Source organism: Kitasatospora sp. NPDC048296 (genome assembly GCF_043201815.1).
Taxonomy (GTDB): domain Bacteria; phylum Actinomycetota; class Actinomycetes; order Streptomycetales; family Streptomycetaceae; genus Kitasatospora.
Map to the genome: position 1 here is coordinate 26,767 of NZ_JBICZB010000021.1, position 16,512 is coordinate 43,278.

Annotated in this window: 20 protein-coding genes; 8 read left to right on the plus strand and 12 right to left on the minus strand. The window is 73.2% G+C overall.

Annotated elements, in window-relative coordinates; translation table 11 throughout:
• Window positions 1-12: 12 nt before the first annotated feature.
• Entirely contained in the window at window positions 13-294 is a 282-nt protein-coding gene (locus ACGF12_RS15185) for a hypothetical protein (RefSeq protein ID WP_393028937.1), read from the plus strand.
• Between the two features lie 197 nt (window positions 295-491).
• Here the strand turns inward: ACGF12_RS15185 and ACGF12_RS15190 are convergent, their stop codons facing one another.
• Window positions 492-1,292 carry a LysR family substrate-binding domain-containing protein gene (locus tag ACGF12_RS15190; protein ID WP_393028940.1) on the minus strand — a complete coding sequence of 267 codons (801 nt, stop codon included), beginning with the start codon at window positions 1,290-1,292 and terminating at the stop codon, window positions 492-494.
• Between the two features lie 58 nt (window positions 1,293-1,350).
• Between ACGF12_RS15190 and ACGF12_RS15195 the strand changes: the two genes are divergently transcribed.
• The 3 genes from ACGF12_RS15195 to ACGF12_RS15205 all read left to right on the plus strand — a co-directional run bounded on the left by ACGF12_RS15195 (window position 1,351) and on the right by ACGF12_RS15205 (window position 3,908).
• Entirely contained in the window at window positions 1,351-1,779 is a 429-nt protein-coding gene (locus ACGF12_RS15195; RefSeq protein WP_393028943.1) for a DUF5997 family protein, read from the plus strand.
• Between the two features lie 118 nt (window positions 1,780-1,897).
• Window positions 1,898-2,812, plus strand: coding sequence for an SDR family oxidoreductase (locus ACGF12_RS15200; RefSeq protein WP_393028946.1), 915 nt, complete (start codon window positions 1,898-1,900; stop codon window positions 2,810-2,812).
• Between the two features lie 361 nt (window positions 2,813-3,173).
• Window positions 3,174-3,908: a hypothetical protein gene (locus ACGF12_RS15205; RefSeq protein WP_393028949.1), complete on the plus strand. Its 735-nt coding sequence runs from the start codon at window positions 3,174-3,176 to the stop codon at window positions 3,906-3,908.
• An 83-nt stretch (window positions 3,909-3,991) separates the two neighbouring features.
• Here the strand turns inward: ACGF12_RS15205 and ACGF12_RS15210 are convergent, their stop codons facing one another.
• From ACGF12_RS15210 to ACGF12_RS15230, 5 genes are all read right to left on the minus strand, one after another.
• Complete coding sequence (locus ACGF12_RS15210; protein ID WP_393028952.1) at window positions 3,992-5,293, minus strand: glycosyltransferase; 1,302 nt, start codon at window positions 5,291-5,293, stop codon at window positions 3,992-3,994.
• A gap of 85 nt (window positions 5,294-5,378) precedes the next feature.
• Complete coding sequence (locus ACGF12_RS15215; protein WP_393028955.1) at window positions 5,379-6,146, minus strand: SDR family NAD(P)-dependent oxidoreductase; 768 nt, start codon at window positions 6,144-6,146, stop codon at window positions 5,379-5,381.
• Between the two features lie 3 nt (window positions 6,147-6,149).
• The gene (locus tag ACGF12_RS15220; protein ID WP_393029145.1) at window positions 6,150-6,617 is read right to left on the minus strand and encodes an SAM-dependent methyltransferase; all 468 of its coding nucleotides are present in this window, start codon (window positions 6,615-6,617) and stop codon (window positions 6,150-6,152) included.
• Between the two features lie 224 nt (window positions 6,618-6,841).
• Window positions 6,842-7,675, minus strand: a complete 834-nt coding sequence (gene nadE / locus ACGF12_RS15225) for an ammonia-dependent NAD(+) synthetase (protein WP_393029148.1) — start codon at window positions 7,673-7,675, stop codon at window positions 6,842-6,844.
• Between the two features lie 2 nt (window positions 7,676-7,677).
• Complete coding sequence (locus ACGF12_RS15230; protein WP_393028958.1) at window positions 7,678-8,607, minus strand: SMP-30/gluconolactonase/LRE family protein; 930 nt, start codon at window positions 8,605-8,607, stop codon at window positions 7,678-7,680.
• 91 nt (window positions 8,608-8,698) lie between these two features.
• On the opposite strand from ACGF12_RS15230, the gene ACGF12_RS15235 reads away from it, so the two are divergent.
• The gene (locus ACGF12_RS15235) at window positions 8,699-9,133 is read left to right on the plus strand and encodes an Lrp/AsnC family transcriptional regulator (RefSeq protein WP_387614832.1); all 435 of its coding nucleotides are present in this window, start codon (window positions 8,699-8,701) and stop codon (window positions 9,131-9,133) included.
• A gap of 31 nt (window positions 9,134-9,164) precedes the next feature.
• Here the strand turns inward: ACGF12_RS15235 and ACGF12_RS15240 are convergent, their stop codons facing one another.
• The 6 genes from ACGF12_RS15240 to ACGF12_RS15265 form a co-directional block, all read right to left on the minus strand.
• Window positions 9,165-10,007, minus strand: a complete 843-nt coding sequence (locus tag ACGF12_RS15240) for an IS630 family transposase (RefSeq protein WP_393028961.1) — start codon at window positions 10,005-10,007, stop codon at window positions 9,165-9,167.
• The gene (locus ACGF12_RS15245) at window positions 9,962-10,315 is read right to left on the minus strand and encodes a helix-turn-helix domain-containing protein (protein WP_393028964.1); all 354 of its coding nucleotides are present in this window, start codon (window positions 10,313-10,315) and stop codon (window positions 9,962-9,964) included. Before ACGF12_RS15245 ends, ACGF12_RS15240 begins: the two co-directional genes overlap by 46 nt.
• 90 nt (window positions 10,316-10,405) lie before the next feature.
• Window positions 10,406-11,092 (minus strand): hypothetical protein, encoded by a 687-nt coding sequence (locus tag ACGF12_RS15250; RefSeq protein ID WP_393028967.1) that lies wholly within the window; start codon window positions 11,090-11,092, stop codon window positions 10,406-10,408.
• A gap of 177 nt (window positions 11,093-11,269) precedes the next feature.
• Entirely contained in the window at window positions 11,270-13,282 is a 2,013-nt protein-coding gene (gene ftsH, locus ACGF12_RS15255; RefSeq protein ID WP_393028970.1) for an ATP-dependent zinc metalloprotease FtsH, read from the minus strand.
• Between the two features lie 178 nt (window positions 13,283-13,460).
• Window positions 13,461-14,408: a hypothetical protein gene (locus ACGF12_RS15260; RefSeq protein WP_393028973.1), complete on the minus strand. Its 948-nt coding sequence runs from the start codon at window positions 14,406-14,408 to the stop codon at window positions 13,461-13,463.
• Complete coding sequence (locus ACGF12_RS15265; RefSeq protein ID WP_393028976.1) at window positions 14,405-14,617, minus strand: hypothetical protein; 213 nt, start codon at window positions 14,615-14,617, stop codon at window positions 14,405-14,407. The genes ACGF12_RS15260 and ACGF12_RS15265 overlap by 4 nt, the downstream gene beginning before the upstream one ends.
• Window positions 14,618-14,768: 151 nt before the next feature.
• On the opposite strand from ACGF12_RS15265, the gene ACGF12_RS15270 reads away from it, so the two are divergent.
• The 3 genes from ACGF12_RS15270 to ACGF12_RS15280 are packed head-to-tail and all read left to right on the plus strand — an operon-like array spanning window position 14,769 to window position 16,493.
• Window positions 14,769-15,077: a PadR family transcriptional regulator gene (locus ACGF12_RS15270; protein ID WP_393028978.1), complete on the plus strand. Its 309-nt coding sequence runs from the start codon at window positions 14,769-14,771 to the stop codon at window positions 15,075-15,077.
• Window positions 15,074-15,865, plus strand: coding sequence for a hypothetical protein (locus tag ACGF12_RS15275; RefSeq protein ID WP_393028981.1), 792 nt, complete (start codon window positions 15,074-15,076; stop codon window positions 15,863-15,865). The genes ACGF12_RS15270 and ACGF12_RS15275 overlap by 4 nt, the downstream gene beginning before the upstream one ends.
• A 43-nt stretch (window positions 15,866-15,908) precedes the next feature.
• Window positions 15,909-16,493, plus strand: a complete 585-nt coding sequence (locus ACGF12_RS15280; protein WP_393028984.1) for a DUF1707 domain-containing protein — start codon at window positions 15,909-15,911, stop codon at window positions 16,491-16,493.
• The last annotated feature ends 19 nt before the right edge of the window (window positions 16,494-16,512 follow it).

The following is a 16,512-nucleotide window of genomic DNA, read 5'->3' on the forward strand; positions in this document are numbered from 1 at the left end:
TGGAGGAGAATTTTGAGCGAGCATTCTGAGAGCTACCACGTCACCGGGAACCCGATGCTCGACGCCAATGGCGTCACCATCTGGCAGCGGTACGGCGGAAGGGCCCCGGAGGGGTACTTCTACGACGGGTGGCACAAGTTCGAGCCGGGGGACCCCCGCTACGACGAACTCCTCCCGCAAGCACAGCAGAATCCGCAGGATGTCGAAGAGAGCAAGGCCCCGGTCCACCCCGAGACCTTGGCCATCCTGGACGAGATGCAGCGCAAGACGCGGGAGCGGAACGCGGGGCAGTAGCGGGGCAACGACCCCGCCGCCGTCAGCGGGGCGGCCGGCCTCCGGCCGCCATGCCGGCGATCGTCCGGAGGACCTTCTCCACGATCAAAATCCGGACGACCACCAGGTCATGCCACACGGCCCCGCTCCTCCCACCGCCACTGTCCGGAACGGGGCCGACGCTACGCCACGCGCCCGCGCCGGGCGCCGCTTCGGCCTTACGAGCGCCGCTTCGGCTTGCCGCGCCGGGCCGCCGCCGCACCGCCCCGGGCCCCGGACTTCTGGCCGCCCGTCTTCTGCCCGCCGGCCCGCTGCTGCCCGCCCGCCTTCTGCTGCTGCGGCTTCCGCGGCGCCGCCGCCTTCTTCGGCTGAGCGGCCGGGGCGGCCGAGGCCTGTCCGGTGCCCCGCCCGCGCGAGCTGTTGACCGTCCGCCCCCGGACGATCCCGATGAACTCCTCCACCAGGTCCGTCGTCCGCTCCTGCAGCCAGGACAGCGCGACCTGGGACTGCGGCGCCTCCACCACCGGCCGGTAGGTGAGGTCCCGCCGGTGGTGCAGCCGGGCCAGCGACTGCGGCACCAGCAGCACGCCGACGTTGGCCGCCACCAGCTCGATGGCGTCCGCCGTGGTCGCCGGGCGCTCGACGGCCGGGCGGCCGGGCAGGGCGTCGGCGGCCCAGCCGAGGGTGTCGTCGAGCGGGTGGAAGACCACGTCCTCGGCGAGGTCGTCGAGGGTGACCTCCTCGGCGGCGGCGAGCCAGTGGTCCTTGGGGAAGACCACGACGGTGGTCTCGGTGTACAGCGGGATCGCGCTGAGCACGTCCTTGTCGACCGGCAGGCGGATCAGCCCGGCGTCCGCCGAGCCCTCCCGCACGGTCCGCTCGCCCTCCTCGGAGGGGACCGCGACGAGGTCGAGCGGGACGTCCGGAAGCCGCTCGACCCAGACCCGGGCCCATTTGCCGGGGGTCACGCCCGGAACGTACGCGAGCCGGAAGGACGGGTTCACCTGCATGTCTGTCACAGGGCAAGGCTACCGACCGTGACCGGAAGCGCCCGCGCACTCCCTTACCCTTGTCTTCATGACATCGCTCAAGCAGAAGACCAGCCAGACCATGAAGCCGGAGACGGCGGCCAAGAAGCTGGGGATCTACCTCGCCGCGGCGCCGACCGACTTCCAGGAGGGCGTGGTCTCCCGCGAGGAGCTGAACGCGCTGCAGGCCGAGCCGCCGCAGTGGCTCCAGGAGCTGCGCAAGAACGGCCCGCACCCCCGCCCGGTGATCGCCGCCAAGCTCGGCATCTCGATCTCCGGCCTGGCCCGCGGCGGCGTGACCGAGGCGCTCACCACCGAGCAGATCGAGGCCGTCAAGGCCGAGAACCCGCTCTGGCTCCAGCACGAGCGCGCCAACCAGGTGGACGTCCGCAAGGAGAACGCCCGGATCAAGGCCAAGCACGAGAAGGAGGCCGCCGAGGCCGCCGCGAAGGCCGCCAAGGAGTCCCAGGCCCGCTGATCCGCTGACGCGCGCCCCGGCGCCGTTTGTCAGACCCCCGCGCTTGGATGGTGCCGGCGTTCGTCCACGGACGGGCGCCGGCACGGCCATGAGTTCATCCACTCGGGAGGGCAGGCAGATGGCGGCGACACTGAACGGTCGGATCGCCCTGGTCGCGGGAGCGACGCGGGGCGCCGGGCGGGGCATCGCGGTGGAGCTCGGCGCGGCGGGCGCGACGGTGTACGTGACCGGGCGCACCACCCGGCAGCAGCGCTCGGAGTACGACCGGCCCGAGACGATCGAGGACACCGCCGAGCTGGTCACCGCGGCGGGCGGCCGGGGCATCGCGGTGCCGACGGACCACCTGGTCCCGGCCGAGGTGGCCGCCCTGGTGGAGCGGATCGAGGCCGAGCAGGGCCGGCTGGACGTCCTGGTGAACGACATCTGGGGCGGCGAGAAGCTGTTCGGCTGGAACACCCCGGTCTGGGAGCACAGCCTGGACGACGGCCTGCGGCTGCTGCGCCTGGCGGTGGAGACCCACGCGATCACCAGCCACCACGCCCTGCCGCTGCTGCTGAAGGACCCGGGCGGCCTGCTGGTGGAGATGACGGACGGCACGGAGGAGTACAACCGCGCCACCTACCGCAACTCCTTCTTCTACGACCTGGCCAAGGCCTCCGTCCTGCGGATGGCCTTCTCCCTGGGCCACGAGCTCGGCTCGCGCGGCGCCACCGCCGTGGCCCTGACCCCGGGGTGGATGCGCTCCGAGATCATGCTGGAGCACTTCGGCGTGACCGAGGAGAACTGGCGCGAGGCCGTGGCCCGGGAGCCGCACTTCGGCATCTCGGAGACCCCGTACTACGTCGGCCGGGCGGTCGCCGCGCTGGCCGCCGACCCGGAGGTCGCCCGCTGGAACGGCCGGTCCCTCTCCAGCGGACAGCTGGCCCGGGAGTACGGCTTCACCGACCGGGACGGCAGCCGCCCGGACTGCTGGCGCTACCTGGTCGAGGTGCAGGACGCGGGCCGGCCGGCCGCGCCGGAGGCCTACCGCTGAGCGTCCGCGGCACTGACTGAATCCTGAATTCCGCTTCGGCGGCGGCGCGTTCACCACGCGCGGACGGAACTCCTCTCCCTTCGCCGTGTATTGACCGCACCGTCGCCGACTCCGAATAATCGCCTGCCGTTGAACTCCCCCGGTTCGGAGTCGAGCGCCCCGTGCCGAGGTCGGGTCGCGGGAGCGGCCCTGGCGTCACGTCAGGAATGCGGAAACGATTCCGCGCGCCCGCGACACTCCTCCCGCGCCCGGACGTGGCGTCACCCGTTCGGCCCCCTCCACACGGTAGTGTCCGCTGGCGCGGCCATCGGCACATCGCCGACCGGCCGCACGCGCACCCGCAACGACCTGGAGGAACTCCGTGCCGGCTCCCGCCCGAGGCGCCCTCGCCATAGCCGCGGCCGTCCTGCTCGCAGCAGCCGCAGGCTGCTCGTCCAGCGGCGGCCACACCGCCAAGGACACCGGCCACGGCAAGGCGAGCGCCCACAGCTCCGCCCCGGCGGCCGGCGGCGACGCCGCCCAGCCCGCCCCGGCCGCGATCGTGACCGGGCCCGGCCCGAAGCCCTCGTACGACGTCCAGCCGCAGCCCGCGGCGGGCAGCTGCCACTTCCGCTACACCGCGGACAAGCAGCCGCTGCCCGACCCGAACTGCACCCCCGGCGCGATCAGCCCGGCGGTCAACCAGGGCAACATCAACGACACCATCTGCAAGCCGGGCGGCTACACCTCGACCATCCGCCCGCCGGCGAACATCACCGGCAAGGAGAAGGCCGAGAACGCCAAGTCCTACGGCTACACCGGCCCGATGGGCGACGCCGAGTACGACCACCTGATCAGCCTGCAGCTCGGCGGCGACCCCAACGACCCGCGCAACCTGTGGGTCCAGCCGCCCTCCCCCGGCCACGTCCCGGGCAAGGGTCCGAACAACCCCAAGGACTCGGTGGAGACCCATCTGCACACCGCGATCTGCAAGGGGCAGGTCACCCTGGCCGCGGCCCAGAGCGCGATCGCCACCGACTGGACCACGGCCGAGGCCAAGGTCGGCCTCAAGCCCGCCGCCGCGCCCACCCCGGAGCCGGACGCGGACGGCGACTGACGAATCGTTTCCCCGGCGCATTCGGGGTCACGGCGCCGCTTCTGGGGCCACGGCGCCTCTCAGTGCCACGGCGCCTCTCGGGGCTACAGCGACTCCACCAGCTCGGCAATGGTGTCGAACGGCCGGTACTCCGCGAACTCCGCGCCCAGCGCGCGGGCCCGCTCGCGGAACCGGCCCTCGCCGAGCACCCGGTCCACCGCCCGGCCGACCGCCTCCGGCGCCGGGCGGTCGGTCCGCAGGTCCAGCCCCACGCCCGCCCACTCCACCCGGGCCGCCACCTCCGGCTTGTCCTCGCTCGCCCCGGCCACCACCAGCGGCACCCCGTACCGCAGCGCCGTCTGCACCCCGCCGTAGCCGCCGTTGCTCACCAGCACGTCGGTGTGCGGCAGCAGCCGGTCGAACGGGACGTACCCGGCGACGCGGACATTGCCCGGCAGGCTGCCGCCGAGCAGCTCGGCCAGCCGCTGCGGCCCGTCCGGGCGGGCGGTGGCGGCCACCACCAGCAGGTCGTCCCGGTCCGCCAGGGCGCGGACGGTCGGGGCGACCAGCTCGCCGAGGTCGGTGTTGGCCAGCGTGCCCTGGGTGACCACCACGACCCGCCGCTCGTCGGTCACCTCGTCCCACCACCCGGGCAGCGGCCGCTCGTCGCCGACGAGGCCCGGCAGCGCGCCGATCAGCCGGTACGTGGCGGGCGCGTCGCTGCGCGGGTACTCGAAGCCCGGCACGGTGAGCTGCAGGTACTCGTCCGGCACCGTCACCTGCGCCTGCCCGCGCGGGCCCTCCGGCAGCCGGACGCCCACCCCCGCGAACACCTTCTCGGCGTGGCGCCGCAGCGGCTCGCCGCGCCGGTCCATCTCCTCCTGCAGGGGCCGGTTGCGGGCCCGGCCCTCCTCCCCCGGCAGCGGCGGCAGCGCCAGCCCGAACGGCGCGGTGTCCACGCTCGGCAGCATCGACGGGGTGAGGCCGATGCCGATCAGGGCCGGGCGCTCCGCCCGCGGCCGGCTGAGGGCCAGCGGCAGGGCGCCCTGGATGAAGGCGTCGGCGATCACCGCATCGGCCGGGAACTCCTCCAGCAGCGCGAGCAGCGCCCGGTACTGGTGCGGGATCGGGTCGAGGAACACGTGCTGGACGTCGAAGGCGATCCGCTCCGGCCCGGGCGGCAGGCTCGCCCGGCCGGGGAAGGACGCGTCGAGGTCGCGGTCGTCCCAGTCCGCCTCGGCGGGCAGCGCGACGAAGCGCACCCCCGCCCTTTCGGCGGCGCCCGCGAAGCGCGAACCGCCGAGGAAGACCACCTCGTGGCCGCGCGTGGCGAGGTCGGCGGAGATCGCCAGCAACGGGCTGACGTGCCCGTGCGCGGGCAGGGCGGTGGTGATGATCCTGGACATCGGAAACTCCTGCGTTCGGGCCCGGTGCGTTCTGCTCGTTCTGCGACTCACCGTAGGCAGGGGCGGTAGACGACCGATGAACGGCTCATCTGCCCAGTACCGCACCGCCGTTCAGGCCGATCACCTGCCCGGTGAGGTAGCCGGCCGCCGGGGAGGCGAGGTAGGCGACCGCCTCGGCCACGTCCTCGGGGGTGCCGGCCCGGCCGACCAGGGTGTCGGCGATCTTCCGGGCGTGGAACTCCTCGTCCCGGTCGGCTCCGAAGATCTCGGTGTCCTCGACGTAGCCGGGCGCCAGCACGTTCACCGTGATCCCGTCCGGCCCCAACTGCCGCGCCAGGCCGAAGGCCCAGCCGTGCAGGGCGGCCTTCGCGGCGGCGTACGAACCGGCCGAGTGCGGGCCCGCACCGCCGCGTTGGGCGGCCGCCGAGCTGATCACCACCAGCCGGCCGCCGGGGCGGCGCAGCGCGCCCTGGAGGGCGGTGGTCAGCAGCACGGCGGTGAGCAGGTTGGTGTCCAGGTCCCGCCGCCAGGACGCGGCCAGGGCGGCCAGGCTGTCGTCCTCGGGCGGGGTGATGATCGCGCCCGCGTTGTTCACCAGCACGTCCACCGGCCCGAGTCCGGCGATCCGGGCGGCCACCGCCCCGACCGCCGCCGGGTCGGTCAGGTCGCCCGCCAGCGGCACGACCGTGCCCGCCCCGGCGCCCCGCTCGATCTCCTCCCGGGCCTGCTCCAGCACGGCCGCCCGGCGGCCGAGGATCACCACCCGGTTCCCGTCCCCGGCCAGCCGGGCGGCGATCGCCCGCCCGATCCCGGTCCCGCCGCCGGACACCACCGCGAGTCGCCCCTGGGCCACCGGTCAGGCCTCGCCGTCGTAGTAGGCGCGCATCAGTTCCGTCGACCACGCGGGCTGGCGGACCTCCCCGCGCGGGCCGAACTCGCCCATGTACGGCTTGATGTCGAGCACCGGCGTACCGGCCACCGCGTCCAAGCCGGTGACGTGCAGCTCCAGTCCGTCCACCCGGACCAGCGCGCAGCGCGAGACCCCGAACCGGTTGGGGCGGTTCTTGCCGCGCTGGGCGAAGATGCCGACCAGCGGCCAGTCGGTGTTGCCGCGCGGGTGGCGGGCGCCGGTCTCGACCTTCCCCACCGGGACGCGGTCGAAGTGGTACACCACCTCCAGGTGCGAGAAGTCCGCCAGCCCGTACAGCGCCTCCTCCCCGAACTGCCCGCCGTCCAGCCGGATCACCGCCCCGACGCTCCCCCAGCCGTCGTCCCGGACGTCCTCCCGTCCGCCGACCACCCACCCCACCGGACGCACCGTCATTTCTTCCACGCCGACTCCCCCTTCGAGCTAACGATCGTTCACCCGGTACCGTAACCGGGCTCACGCCCCGACGATCAAGGGGGTCACCGGCCCGCCGGCCGCCGCACCGGGTCCGGCGGTTCGGGCACCCGCGGCACCCGGCCGGACCGAACCCGCGGGGGCGCCGGGGGCGTCGTCCGCCGCCGCTCCGGGGACGGCCCCGGCCGCGCGGGCCGCCCGGCCGGTCAGGCCTGGCCCGGGGTGATCGGCAGGCCGCGCTTGTGCTCGGTGCGGCGGTAGTGACCGAGGACGGTGTCGAACACCTCCTCGCTGACCGGCAGGCCCTCCAGGAAGTCGTCCACGGCGTCGTACTCGACACCGAGGGCCTCCTCGTCGGGGCGGCCGGGGGCGAGGTTCTCCAGGTCCGCGGTGGGGATCTTGCCGACCAGTTCGGCGGGCGCGCCCAGCACCGCGGCGATCGAGCGCACCTGGCGCTTGGTGAGCCCGGAGAGCGGCATGACGTCGGCCGCGCCGTCGCCGTACTTGGTGAAGAAGCCGACGGCGGCCTCGGCCGCGTGGTCGGTGCCGACGACCAGGCCGCCGGAGGCGCCGGCGGCCGCGTACTGGACCACCATCCGCTGGCGGGCCTTGACGTTGCCGCGCACGAAGTCCTCGTGGGCGTGGTCGGTGAAAGCCAGCCCGGCCGCCAGCAGCGCGTCCAGGGCGGCGTCGGTCGCGGGCTTGATGTCGACGGTCAGCACCTCGTCGGCACGGATGAAGTCGAGCGCGCGCTGGGCGTCCGCCTCGTCCGCCTGGACGCCGTAGGGCAGCCGCATCGCGGTGAAGCCGGCCCGGCGCCCCTCGGCCCGCAACCGCTCGACGGCGAGCTGGCAGAGCCGGCCGGTGGTGGTGGAGTCGACGCCGCCGCTGATGCCCAGCACCAGGGTGCGCGCACCCGAGGCCCGCAGCTGCTCGGCCAGGAAGGCCACCCGCCGCTCGGCCTCCTTCGCGGGGTCGGGGACGGGCGCCACTCCGAGGGCGAGGGCGATCTGCCGCTGGAGGTCCGCGGGCGGGGTCACGGTCATGCCGACTCCTTGGGGAAGGTCACACGGTGGGTGCCCGTCATCGTCGTCACCAGCGAGTACAGCGAGGTGGTGGCGGTGATGAACAGGCGGTTGTTCTTCGGGCCGCCGAAGGTGATGTTGGAGACGGGCTCGGGGACGAGGATACGGCCGATGAGGGTGCCGTCGGGCGCGTAGCAGTGGACGCCGTCCTCGAAGGCGGCCGCCCAGAGCCGGCCGTCGAGGTCGAAGCGGATGTTGTCGAACCGGCGGCCGTCGCCGCCGACGAAGATCCGGTCGCCGCCGAGGGTGCCGTCCGCGCCGACGTCGAAGACCCGGATGTGCCCGGCCCGGCTGTCGTTGACGTAGAGCCGCCGTTCGTCGCGGGAGAGGACCAGTCCGTTCGGCCCCTCGAAGCCGTCGGCGGCGAGCCGGACCTCACCGCTGTGCGGGTCGATCCGGTAGACGTTGCGGGCGCCGATCTCGGGCTCGGCGCGGTGGCCCTCGTAGTCGCTGGTGATGCCGAAGTCCGGGTCGGAGAACCAGATCGCGCCGTCGGAGCCGACGACGGCGTCGTTGGGCGAGTTGAGCCGCTTGCCCCGGTAACGGTCGGCGAGGACGGTGATCCTGCCGTCGTGTTCGGTGCGGGTGACCCGGCGGTTGCCCTGTTCGCAGCTGATCAGACGGCCCTCGCGGTCGAGGGTGTTGCCGTTGGGGTGGCCGGCCGGGGAGCGGAAGACCCCGACGGTGCCGGTGGCCTCGTCCCAGCGCAGCAGACGGTCGTTGGGGATGTCGCTCCAGATCACCTGCCGCCAGGCCGGCAGGTAGAGCGGCCCCTCGGCCCAGCGGCAGTCGCCGTAGAGCTTCTCCAGCCTGGTGTCGCCGTTGGCGCACCGCCGGAACCGGTCGTCCAGAATCTCGTACAGTCCGAAGCTGATATGGCCAGACACAATCCACTCCCCGATGCCATCTGCCGAATGTAGTTCTGAGACTCGGGAGTATGACAGAACGGGATATGGTTCCACCATGGTGATCGAAAACCTGGACGAGACCGACCGCGCCCTGCTCGCCCTGCTCCAGCAGGACGCCGGCCAGCCGTACGCGGCCCTCGGGCGGGCCGTGGGCCTCTCCGCCGCGGCCGCGCACGAGCGGGTGCGCAAGCTGCGCGAGCGCGGGGTGCTCCGCCGCACCACGGTGGAGGTGGACCCGCGGAGCCTGGGGCTCGGCGTGCTCTCCTTCGTACTGGTGGACTCCTCCGCCTGGATGGGCGATTCGGCCGCCGCCTTCGCCGCCGTACCGGAGATCGAGGAGGCGCACATCATCGCGGGCAGCGCCTCGGTGCTGGTCAAGGTGCGCACGGCCACCACCGAGCAGCTCCAGGACGTGCTGCGCCGCCTCTACGCGATCGAGGGCGTGAACGGCACCCAGGCCACAGTGGTGCTGGAGACCTTCTTCGAGCGCCCGCCCAAGCCTTAGTGGTCGACGCTGGAAGTCCTTCGGGGGTTGATCAGGCGGCCAGTGCGACGGAGGATTCTTGGTGTCGGTCGGCGAGCGTGTGCCGGTCGAGCCGGGCCAGCAGATCGTCCAGGTCGGAGGTGGTGAACTTCCACTGGAACGGCTGTGCCGTGGCGTTGTAGCGGTCTTCGAATCCTCGGAGACGATCCCTGACCTGGTCGAGGTCGGTGAAGTCGTTGGGCGAGACGACCTTGCGTTGCACGATGGAGAAGAAGATCTCTATCTGGTTCACCCAGGAGGCGTGGACCGGGGTGTGGACCAGGGTGGCGTTCGGGAACCTGGCGGCAAGGCGGTCGATGGCCTTCTTGCCGCGGTGCGAGGAGCCGTTGTCGACGATCCAGAAGACGCGCTTCGCACTGGCGTAGGGCTCCTGCGTCATGACCTGTTCGACCAGAGCCATGAACGGCACGATGCCGGTGGTGGCCTCGCAGCGGCCGAAGACTTTCGCTTGGTGGACGTCGTAGGCGGCCAGGTAGGCCACGGCGCCACCGCGGCCGTACTCGTGGTTGACGCGCATCGCCCTGGCCTGGCCCGGGGCCAGGGTCGGGTGGCAGCGGCAGCGGGCCTGGATCGAGGTTTTCTCGTCGCTGGAGAGCACGTACTCGTCAGGGCGGAGGGGTTCGCCCTCGTATGTTCGGGCGTACAGGTCAAGGACGCGCTGGGCCTTGGCGCGGAAGTCCAGGTCCCGGATGAAGATCCAGGACCGGTACTGCCAGGGCTTGAGCGCATCCTCGCGCAGCCAGCGGCGCACCGTGGACGCCGAGATGCTGTCGGTGATCCCGCGCACGGTCAGCTCGGCGGCCAGTTCCGGGCACGACCAGCGCGACAACGGCACCCCGGTCTCAGTCGGGGCTGGCAGGCCAGGGCCTTGGCCTCGGCTACCTGCACGGGGGTGAAGCGGGCCGGTCGCCCGCTGCGCTTGCGGTCGGCCAGGGCCGGCAGCCCGCCCTGGGCGAACCGGTTCCGCCAGGTCCGCACGGTATCGACGTGCAGACGGGTTTCGGCGGCGATCCGGGCGTTGCCCCGGCCGCGTGCTGCCAGCAGAACGACGGTTGCCCGTTGCCGGGCCTGGTGTCCGGTCTTGTGGCCGTAGGCCATCTTCTTCAGCCGGTGGCGCTCGGCGGCGGTCAGGGTAAGGCACACGGCGCGGCCCAGGGGCATAGGAGGCAACGGCCAATCTCGGGAGAGGCGTTCGGGATGATCGACACCCTCTCCGATCTCTTTGGCCGTGTCTCACGCTGTTCTGGTGAGCCAGCTGGCCAGGATTCCAAGAGCGGCAACTGCCCCGGGGGTCAGGATCCCGAGAAGTGCATCTGCACATGCGCGGGTTGCCCGGTATGCAGTTGAGGGCTCGTTGAGGCCAAGTCCGACGGCCGCATGCCGAGAGATCTTCACGATTCCCAGCGAGCCTGAGATCTCCGAACTGTGAACCACTGCGTGCCCTGGGGGACCCATGAGTACCTCCTTGTCCACAAGGAGGACGACGCCTCGGCAGTCCTTGATCCAGAACTCGTCCAACCAGCCGGCCTTGCTGGGGACACGAACTCGACGTATCTGCGTCAGCTTGCTCAGATCGACCGTGCGGTCGCCCGTAACAGTCCGAGCAGTGAGAAGCTGCCAACCAGGACCGTGACGTTCCGAGCGAAACGTTGTGTACAGGAGCGGAAACCCCAGCGCCAAAGCCAACCCCGCGAACATGCCGGGCACCCACGCACCGGACCGCATTACCCCGAATCGCTCCAGGAGCGCAGGTACAACGATGGCGCCCCCTACGGCCCCGCCGAGAACTGCAGCACCCACGTGCAGGCGACGACGGGCTGTCTCGGCCGGAACCGCCGCCCGTGACGCCTTCTCGAACACGATGCCCGCGCCAGCGGCGCGGGCCGCAGAGCGGAACCTCTTCTTCTGCTTCTTCGACACCAGCGGAGCGTACCTGCAACATTCTGAGGCGTGCCCCCTGCACCGAGTCCAACCTCACCGAGACGTCAGACCTGGGTCAGCCGCCAGTTGAGACGATGCCGGTTGATCCCCTGACGGCCGCCCCAGCACTGCTTGGACTCCGACGTCAACCCTCGAAGGATTTCCGGAGCCGACCACTTAGACCTCGGCCTCGGTCGCGGCCTCGGCCCCGGCCTCGGCCCCAGGCGCGGCCTCGGGCGCGGGGTGCCGGAGGATGTCCAGCACCACGCGGCCGTCCACGGTCTCCTGGGCGACCAGCAGCTCCGCCAACTCGTCCAGGTGGTGCCGGTGTTCGTGCAGCAGACCGACGGCCCGGCGCTCGGCACCGCGCAGCAGCGCGGCCACCGCCTCGTCCACCGCGCGCTGGGTCTGCTCGGAGTACGGGCGGCGCAGCAGGTCCTCGGGGTGCTCGCCGAGGTACTGCGGGGAACCGCTGGAGTAGCCGACCGGGCCGAGGTCCGGGGAGAGACCGAACTCGCGAACCATCCGGGTGGCCACCGAGGTGGCGTTGGCGAGGTCGTTGGCGGCGCCCGTCGAGCCCTCACCGAAAACCACCAACTCAGCTGCCCGCCCGCCGAGTTGGACGGTGAGAAGATCGTTCAGATAGCTCTCGCTGTACAGGTGCCGCTCGGCCTCGGGGAGTTGCTGGGTGGCGCCGAGCGCGACGCCCGCCGGGAGGATGGTCACCTTGGCGACGGGGTCGGCGTGCTCGCACAGCGCGGCCATCAGCGCGTGCCCGGACTCGTGCACGGCGACGGCTTGCCGCTCCTCGGGCAGCAGCGCGTTGGAGGACTCCCGGCGCCCGAGCAGCACCCGGTCGCGGGCGTCGTCGAGGTCGGTCGCGGTGATGGTGGCGCGTTCGGCGCGGACCGCGTTGATCGCGGCCTCGTTGACCAGGTTGGCGAGGTCGGCGCCGGAGAAGCCGGGGGTGCCGCGGGCGATCCGGTCCAGGTCGGTATCCGGGGCGAGGGTCTTGCCCCGGGTGTGCACGGCGAGGATGGCCGCCCGCTCGGCCTGGTTGGGCAGCGGCACGGTGACCTGCCGGTCGAACCGGCCGGGGCGCAGCAGGGCCGGGTCGAGGGCGTCCGGCCGGTTGGTGGCGGCGATGACGACGATCCCGGTGCTCTGGTCGAAGCCGTCCATCTCGGACAGGAGCTGGTTGAGGGTCTGCTCGCGCTCGTCGTTGCCGCCGATCCGCGAGCCGCCCGCACGGCGGCCGCCGACCGCGTCGATCTCGTCGATGAAGATGATGGACGGCGCGCGCTTGCGGGCCTCCTCGAACAGGTCGCGGACCCGGGAGGCGCCGACACCGACGAACATCTCCACGAAACCGGAGCCGGTCACCGAGAGGAACGGCACCGAGGCCTCCCCGGCGACCGCCCGGGCGAGCAGCGTCTTGCCGGTGCCCGGCGGGCCGACCATGATCACCCCGCGTGGCCCCTTGGCTCCGGCGGCGGCGTACCGCTCCGGGCTGCGCAGGAAGTCGACCACCTCGCTGACCTCCTGCTTCACCCCCTCGTACCCGGCCACATCGGCGAAGCCGGTGGCGGGCCGCTCGGCCTCGATGATCTTCGCCCGGGAGCGGCCGATCGCGCTCAGCCCGCCGCCGAGCGTTCGTGCGGCCATCCGGCCCGACCAGAGGAACAGCCCGCCGAAGATCAGCAGCGGCAGGAACAGCAGCAGGGTGGACCAGAGCGAGCTGCCGTTGCCGGAGTGGCTGGCGGTGATGTTCACGTGCTGGTCGGAGAGCGCGTGGCTGAGCTGGGAGGTGTCCAGGGCGGTGGGGATCTGGCTGGTGAAGCGGGTGCCGTCCTTGAGCGTGCCGCTCACCCCGCCGGTGTCGCTGACGTCCACGGTCTGTACCTGGCCGGCGTCGACCCGGTTCAGGAAGTCGGTGTAGCCGTAGCGGGCGCCGGTCGGGGCGGACTTGGAGAACAGGGCGAGCAGGAGCAGGGTGGCGAGGACGGCGACGGGCAGCAGCCAGCGGCGCCACGAGGGCGCGGGGGGCTTGGGCGGGGTGCCACCGGGGCCGGGGCCCGGCCGCTGCCATGGACCCGGGCCCTTGCCGGGGTCGCCGGGGCCGGAGCCGGGTCCCGTGCCGGGCGGGGTCGCGGGGTGGCGGGCAGCGCGCAGCCGCGTTCGTACGATCATCCACGCTCACCGCCTCTCGGTGCCGCTACCCGGAGTCCCTCTCGGGGGCCTTCCTCTCCATGGTCGGACGCTCCGGGCCCGGACGGGAGGCCGAACAGGTTCCGGTTCCGGCCGAACGCGGGCCGCCCGTCCGACGCGTTCGGCCACCGCCCCACGGCCTCCGCCGGCCCGGGCAGGGTCAGCCGGCCGTACCGGGCGATCTCGCCACCCGCACCCGCACCGCGGCCAGGGTCGCCGCGCCCACGAGCACCGCACACCCGGCCATCAGCCCCAACAGCCTGACCGCCGAGTCCGCCGCACCCGGCAACCCGACCAGCGACCACAGCGCGTCCCGCAAGCCGCCGCTCACCGGCACCGCCAGCGCGGCGGCGAAGGCGGCGGCCCGCCCCGCACCGGGCTTGCGCGGCGTCACGGCGATCCGCAGGAGGGCGTCGCAGAGCAGGCAGAAGGCGAAGAACCCGCTGAAGAAGACGGTGAGTTCGGCCAGTGCCAGCTGCCGGCCGGGCCAGCCTTCGCCGCCCGCCTGTCCGGTGACCACCAGCGCGCCGGCCAGCAGGCTCAGCCCGGCCGCGGCAGCCACGATGTGGCCTCGCAGGAAACGGGCGATGGCCCCGAGGTCGGCCAGTGGCGCGGCGAGCAGGGCGAGATCGTCCAGCCAGTCGCCGCCCGGGCGCCGCCGCTCCTCGGGCGGCACCTCCCGCCCGGCCCGCCGCAGCAGGACCAGGCACCAGCCGGCGCCCGCCGCCAGCGGCAGCAGAGCGGCGATCAGCCAGGCCGTCCGCCCGTCCCACAGCTCGCGCTCCGCCCGCAGGGCCGCGGCGGTCGCATCGGTGGCGACGGTCACCGCGACGAGCGCGACACCCAGCCGGGCCGCCCTCAGCAGTTGGTCCACCCGGTAGCCGGGCTGCGGCCCGCCGCCCCGGCAGAGCGAGGCCCGTACGGCCGTCAGGGCGGTGAGCGCGGGGACCAGGAAGAGCGTGAAGGACACCACCGCGTCGTACGGATCCGCCTGCCAGGGGCTCGCCGCCCGCAGCAGCCGCACCTGGGTCGTCGAGTAGGCGAAGCCGGTGAACGCCAACGCCAGGGCGAGGGCGCCCCACAGCGCGCGCCGCTGCGTCCCGCTCACCGCGGCCCACCGTCCTTCCCGTCGCCCTTCCCGCCGCGCACCAGCAGGTCCGGCAGCCAGGGCAACCCCGGCGCCACGTGCCGCGCGAGCTCGTGCTCCGCCGGGAGGATCCGGCCGAGCGTGCCCATCACCCCGGTCGGCATCCGTACGGCCACCAGCGCGACCACGGCCAGTGCCGCCGCGACCGGCAGCCATCCCCATCCCCGCACCGATCCCCATCTGCGCGTCAACTCCCCCACCTCCACGGCATGTTCGGTCGCCGGCGGCTGCGCCTCGACCACGCCGGAATAGTACACGCCGCGTAGTACTTGTCACGTAGTATCGTGGCCCGGAGAGTCGCATCCGAGGGAGTGAGCGCCCATGCAGGCGTACGACGCACAGACGCTGGTGCTCTGCGCACTGGCCGAGGGGCCGCTGCACGGCTACGCCGTCAACGCCGCCATCGAGCGGCTGGTCGGTCAGAAGCTCGGCCCCGGCAGCCTCTACGGGGCGCTGACCCGCCTGGAGGCCAAGCAGCTGATCGAACCCGCCGACGACGCCGGGTCGCAGCCGCGCCAGCGTCCGGTACGACTGACCCCGCAGGGGCGGCAGCTGCTGGAGCAGGAGCTGCGGTCGATGGCGAAGGTGGCCGCCGCCGGGCTGGCCGGCCTCAGGGGGAATCCCGCGTGAGCGGCGGGCGTCCGCGGCGGCCCGTCGACCTGTTCCGGCTCTACCCGGCGCCGATGCGCGAGCGCTGGGGCGAGGAACTGGCCGAGGAGGTGCGGTCGGCCGACTGGCGTACCTGGCCCGGGCTGCTGGCCGCGATCGCGGACCTGTGGCTGCACCCGGCGATCTGGCCCGCCGACCACCGCACCCAACGACGCGACCGAACCGCCGTCCTGGCCCTCGCCGTCGCGCTGGCGACCGGGTTCGTCGGCGCCCTGGCCGCCGAACAGGGCGCCCGCCAGGCCGCCGCACCCGGCGGAGCCTGGGCGGCGCCGCTCGGCCAGGCGCTGCTGCTGGTCGGGCTGGCACTGGTCACCCCGCTCCCCCACCGCGACCCCGCCGCACTGCGCGCCCTGCTCGCCACCGCCGCCCGCCGCCTCACCGTCCCGGCCCTGGCGGGCGCGGGCCTGGTGGCGCTCGCGCACTCCGCGCTCGGCTCGGCCCTCGCGGCCGGCGACTACCGCCTCGCCGCCGTCGCCTGCTGGTGGACGGTGCTGGCCGTCGGCGCCCTGCAGACCTGCCGCACGGTGGCGGGCCCGGCGGGCCGGGCCGCGCTGGCCACGCCGTCCCCGTTCCGGCTGAGGCTTGGCCTCGGCGCCCTCGCCACCACCGGGGTGCTGGCCGGCTCCACCCTGCTGGCCACCTCGACGGCAGGCCACCCGGCCACCGCGCTGACCGCCGGGATCCTGCTGGTCCTGCTCGCCTGGCCGCTCGCCGCGGCCCTCAGGGATCTTCGCCAGACCGGAAACTGATCCGCCGTCGACCGGCCGCGGCGCCGGCGATCACAGTCCTCCCATGAGCAACCCGGAGCAGCTGCCGATACGAACGACCCCGGAGACCCAGGTGGATCCCCGCGCCGGGGACGCCGACCGGGAGGCGGTGGCCGAGCGGCTGCGCATCGCGGCGGGCGAGGGCCGCATCGACCTCGGGGAGCTGACGGAGCGACTCGACCGCGCCTACGCGGCCCGGACCTACCGCGAACTCGACGCCCTGGTGGCGGATCTGGGCAGCCACCCGTCCGCCGCCGGATCCGGGGCCGACGCGCTGGTCCTCAAGCCCACGTTGGGCAACATCCGGCAGAGCGGCCGCTGGACGGTGCCCTCGCGGATCGTCGCCGAGTGCCGGATGATGCACATCGAGATCGACTTCACCGAGGCCGTCTGCCCGCACCGCGAGGTCACCGTCGAGGCGGCGTGCGGTGCGGGCCACATCCGACTGGTCGTCCCGGCAGGCTGGGGCGTGCGGGTGGACGGGTCGAGCACCAACACCGGCCACATCGTCAACAAGGCCACCGAGGTGGCGGAGCCGGGAGCCCCGACCGTGACCGTCGTCGGCCATCCCCGGTCGGGGCTGATCAAGATCAAGCAGCGCCGCCGCTGAAGGGACGCCCCTGCCTCGG

Excerpts from the sequence above, each read along its gene's own strand:
- ACGF12_RS15195 (WP_393028943.1), top strand. The coding sequence starts at position 1,351 with ATGACATCGCTCAAGCAGAAGACCAGCCAGACCATGAAGCCGGAGACG.
- ACGF12_RS15200 (WP_393028946.1), top strand. The coding sequence starts at position 1,898 with ATGGCGGCGACACTGAACGGTCGGATCGCCCTGGTCGCGGGAGCGACG.
- ACGF12_RS15210 (WP_393028952.1), bottom strand. The coding sequence starts at position 5,293 with ATGTCCAGGATCATCACCACCGCCCTGCCCGCGCACGGGCACGTCAGC.
- ACGF12_RS15220 (WP_393029145.1), bottom strand. The coding sequence starts at position 6,617 with ATGACGGTGCGTCCGGTGGGGTGGGTGGTCGGCGGACGGGAGGACGTC.
- ftsH (WP_393028970.1), bottom strand. The coding sequence starts at position 13,282 with ATGATCGTACGAACGCGGCTGCGCGCTGCCCGCCACCCCGCGACCCCG.
- ACGF12_RS15270 (WP_393028978.1), top strand. The coding sequence starts at position 14,769 with ATGCAGGCGTACGACGCACAGACGCTGGTGCTCTGCGCACTGGCCGAG.
- ACGF12_RS15280 (WP_393028984.1), top strand. The coding sequence starts at position 15,909 with ATGAGCAACCCGGAGCAGCTGCCGATACGAACGACCCCGGAGACCCAG.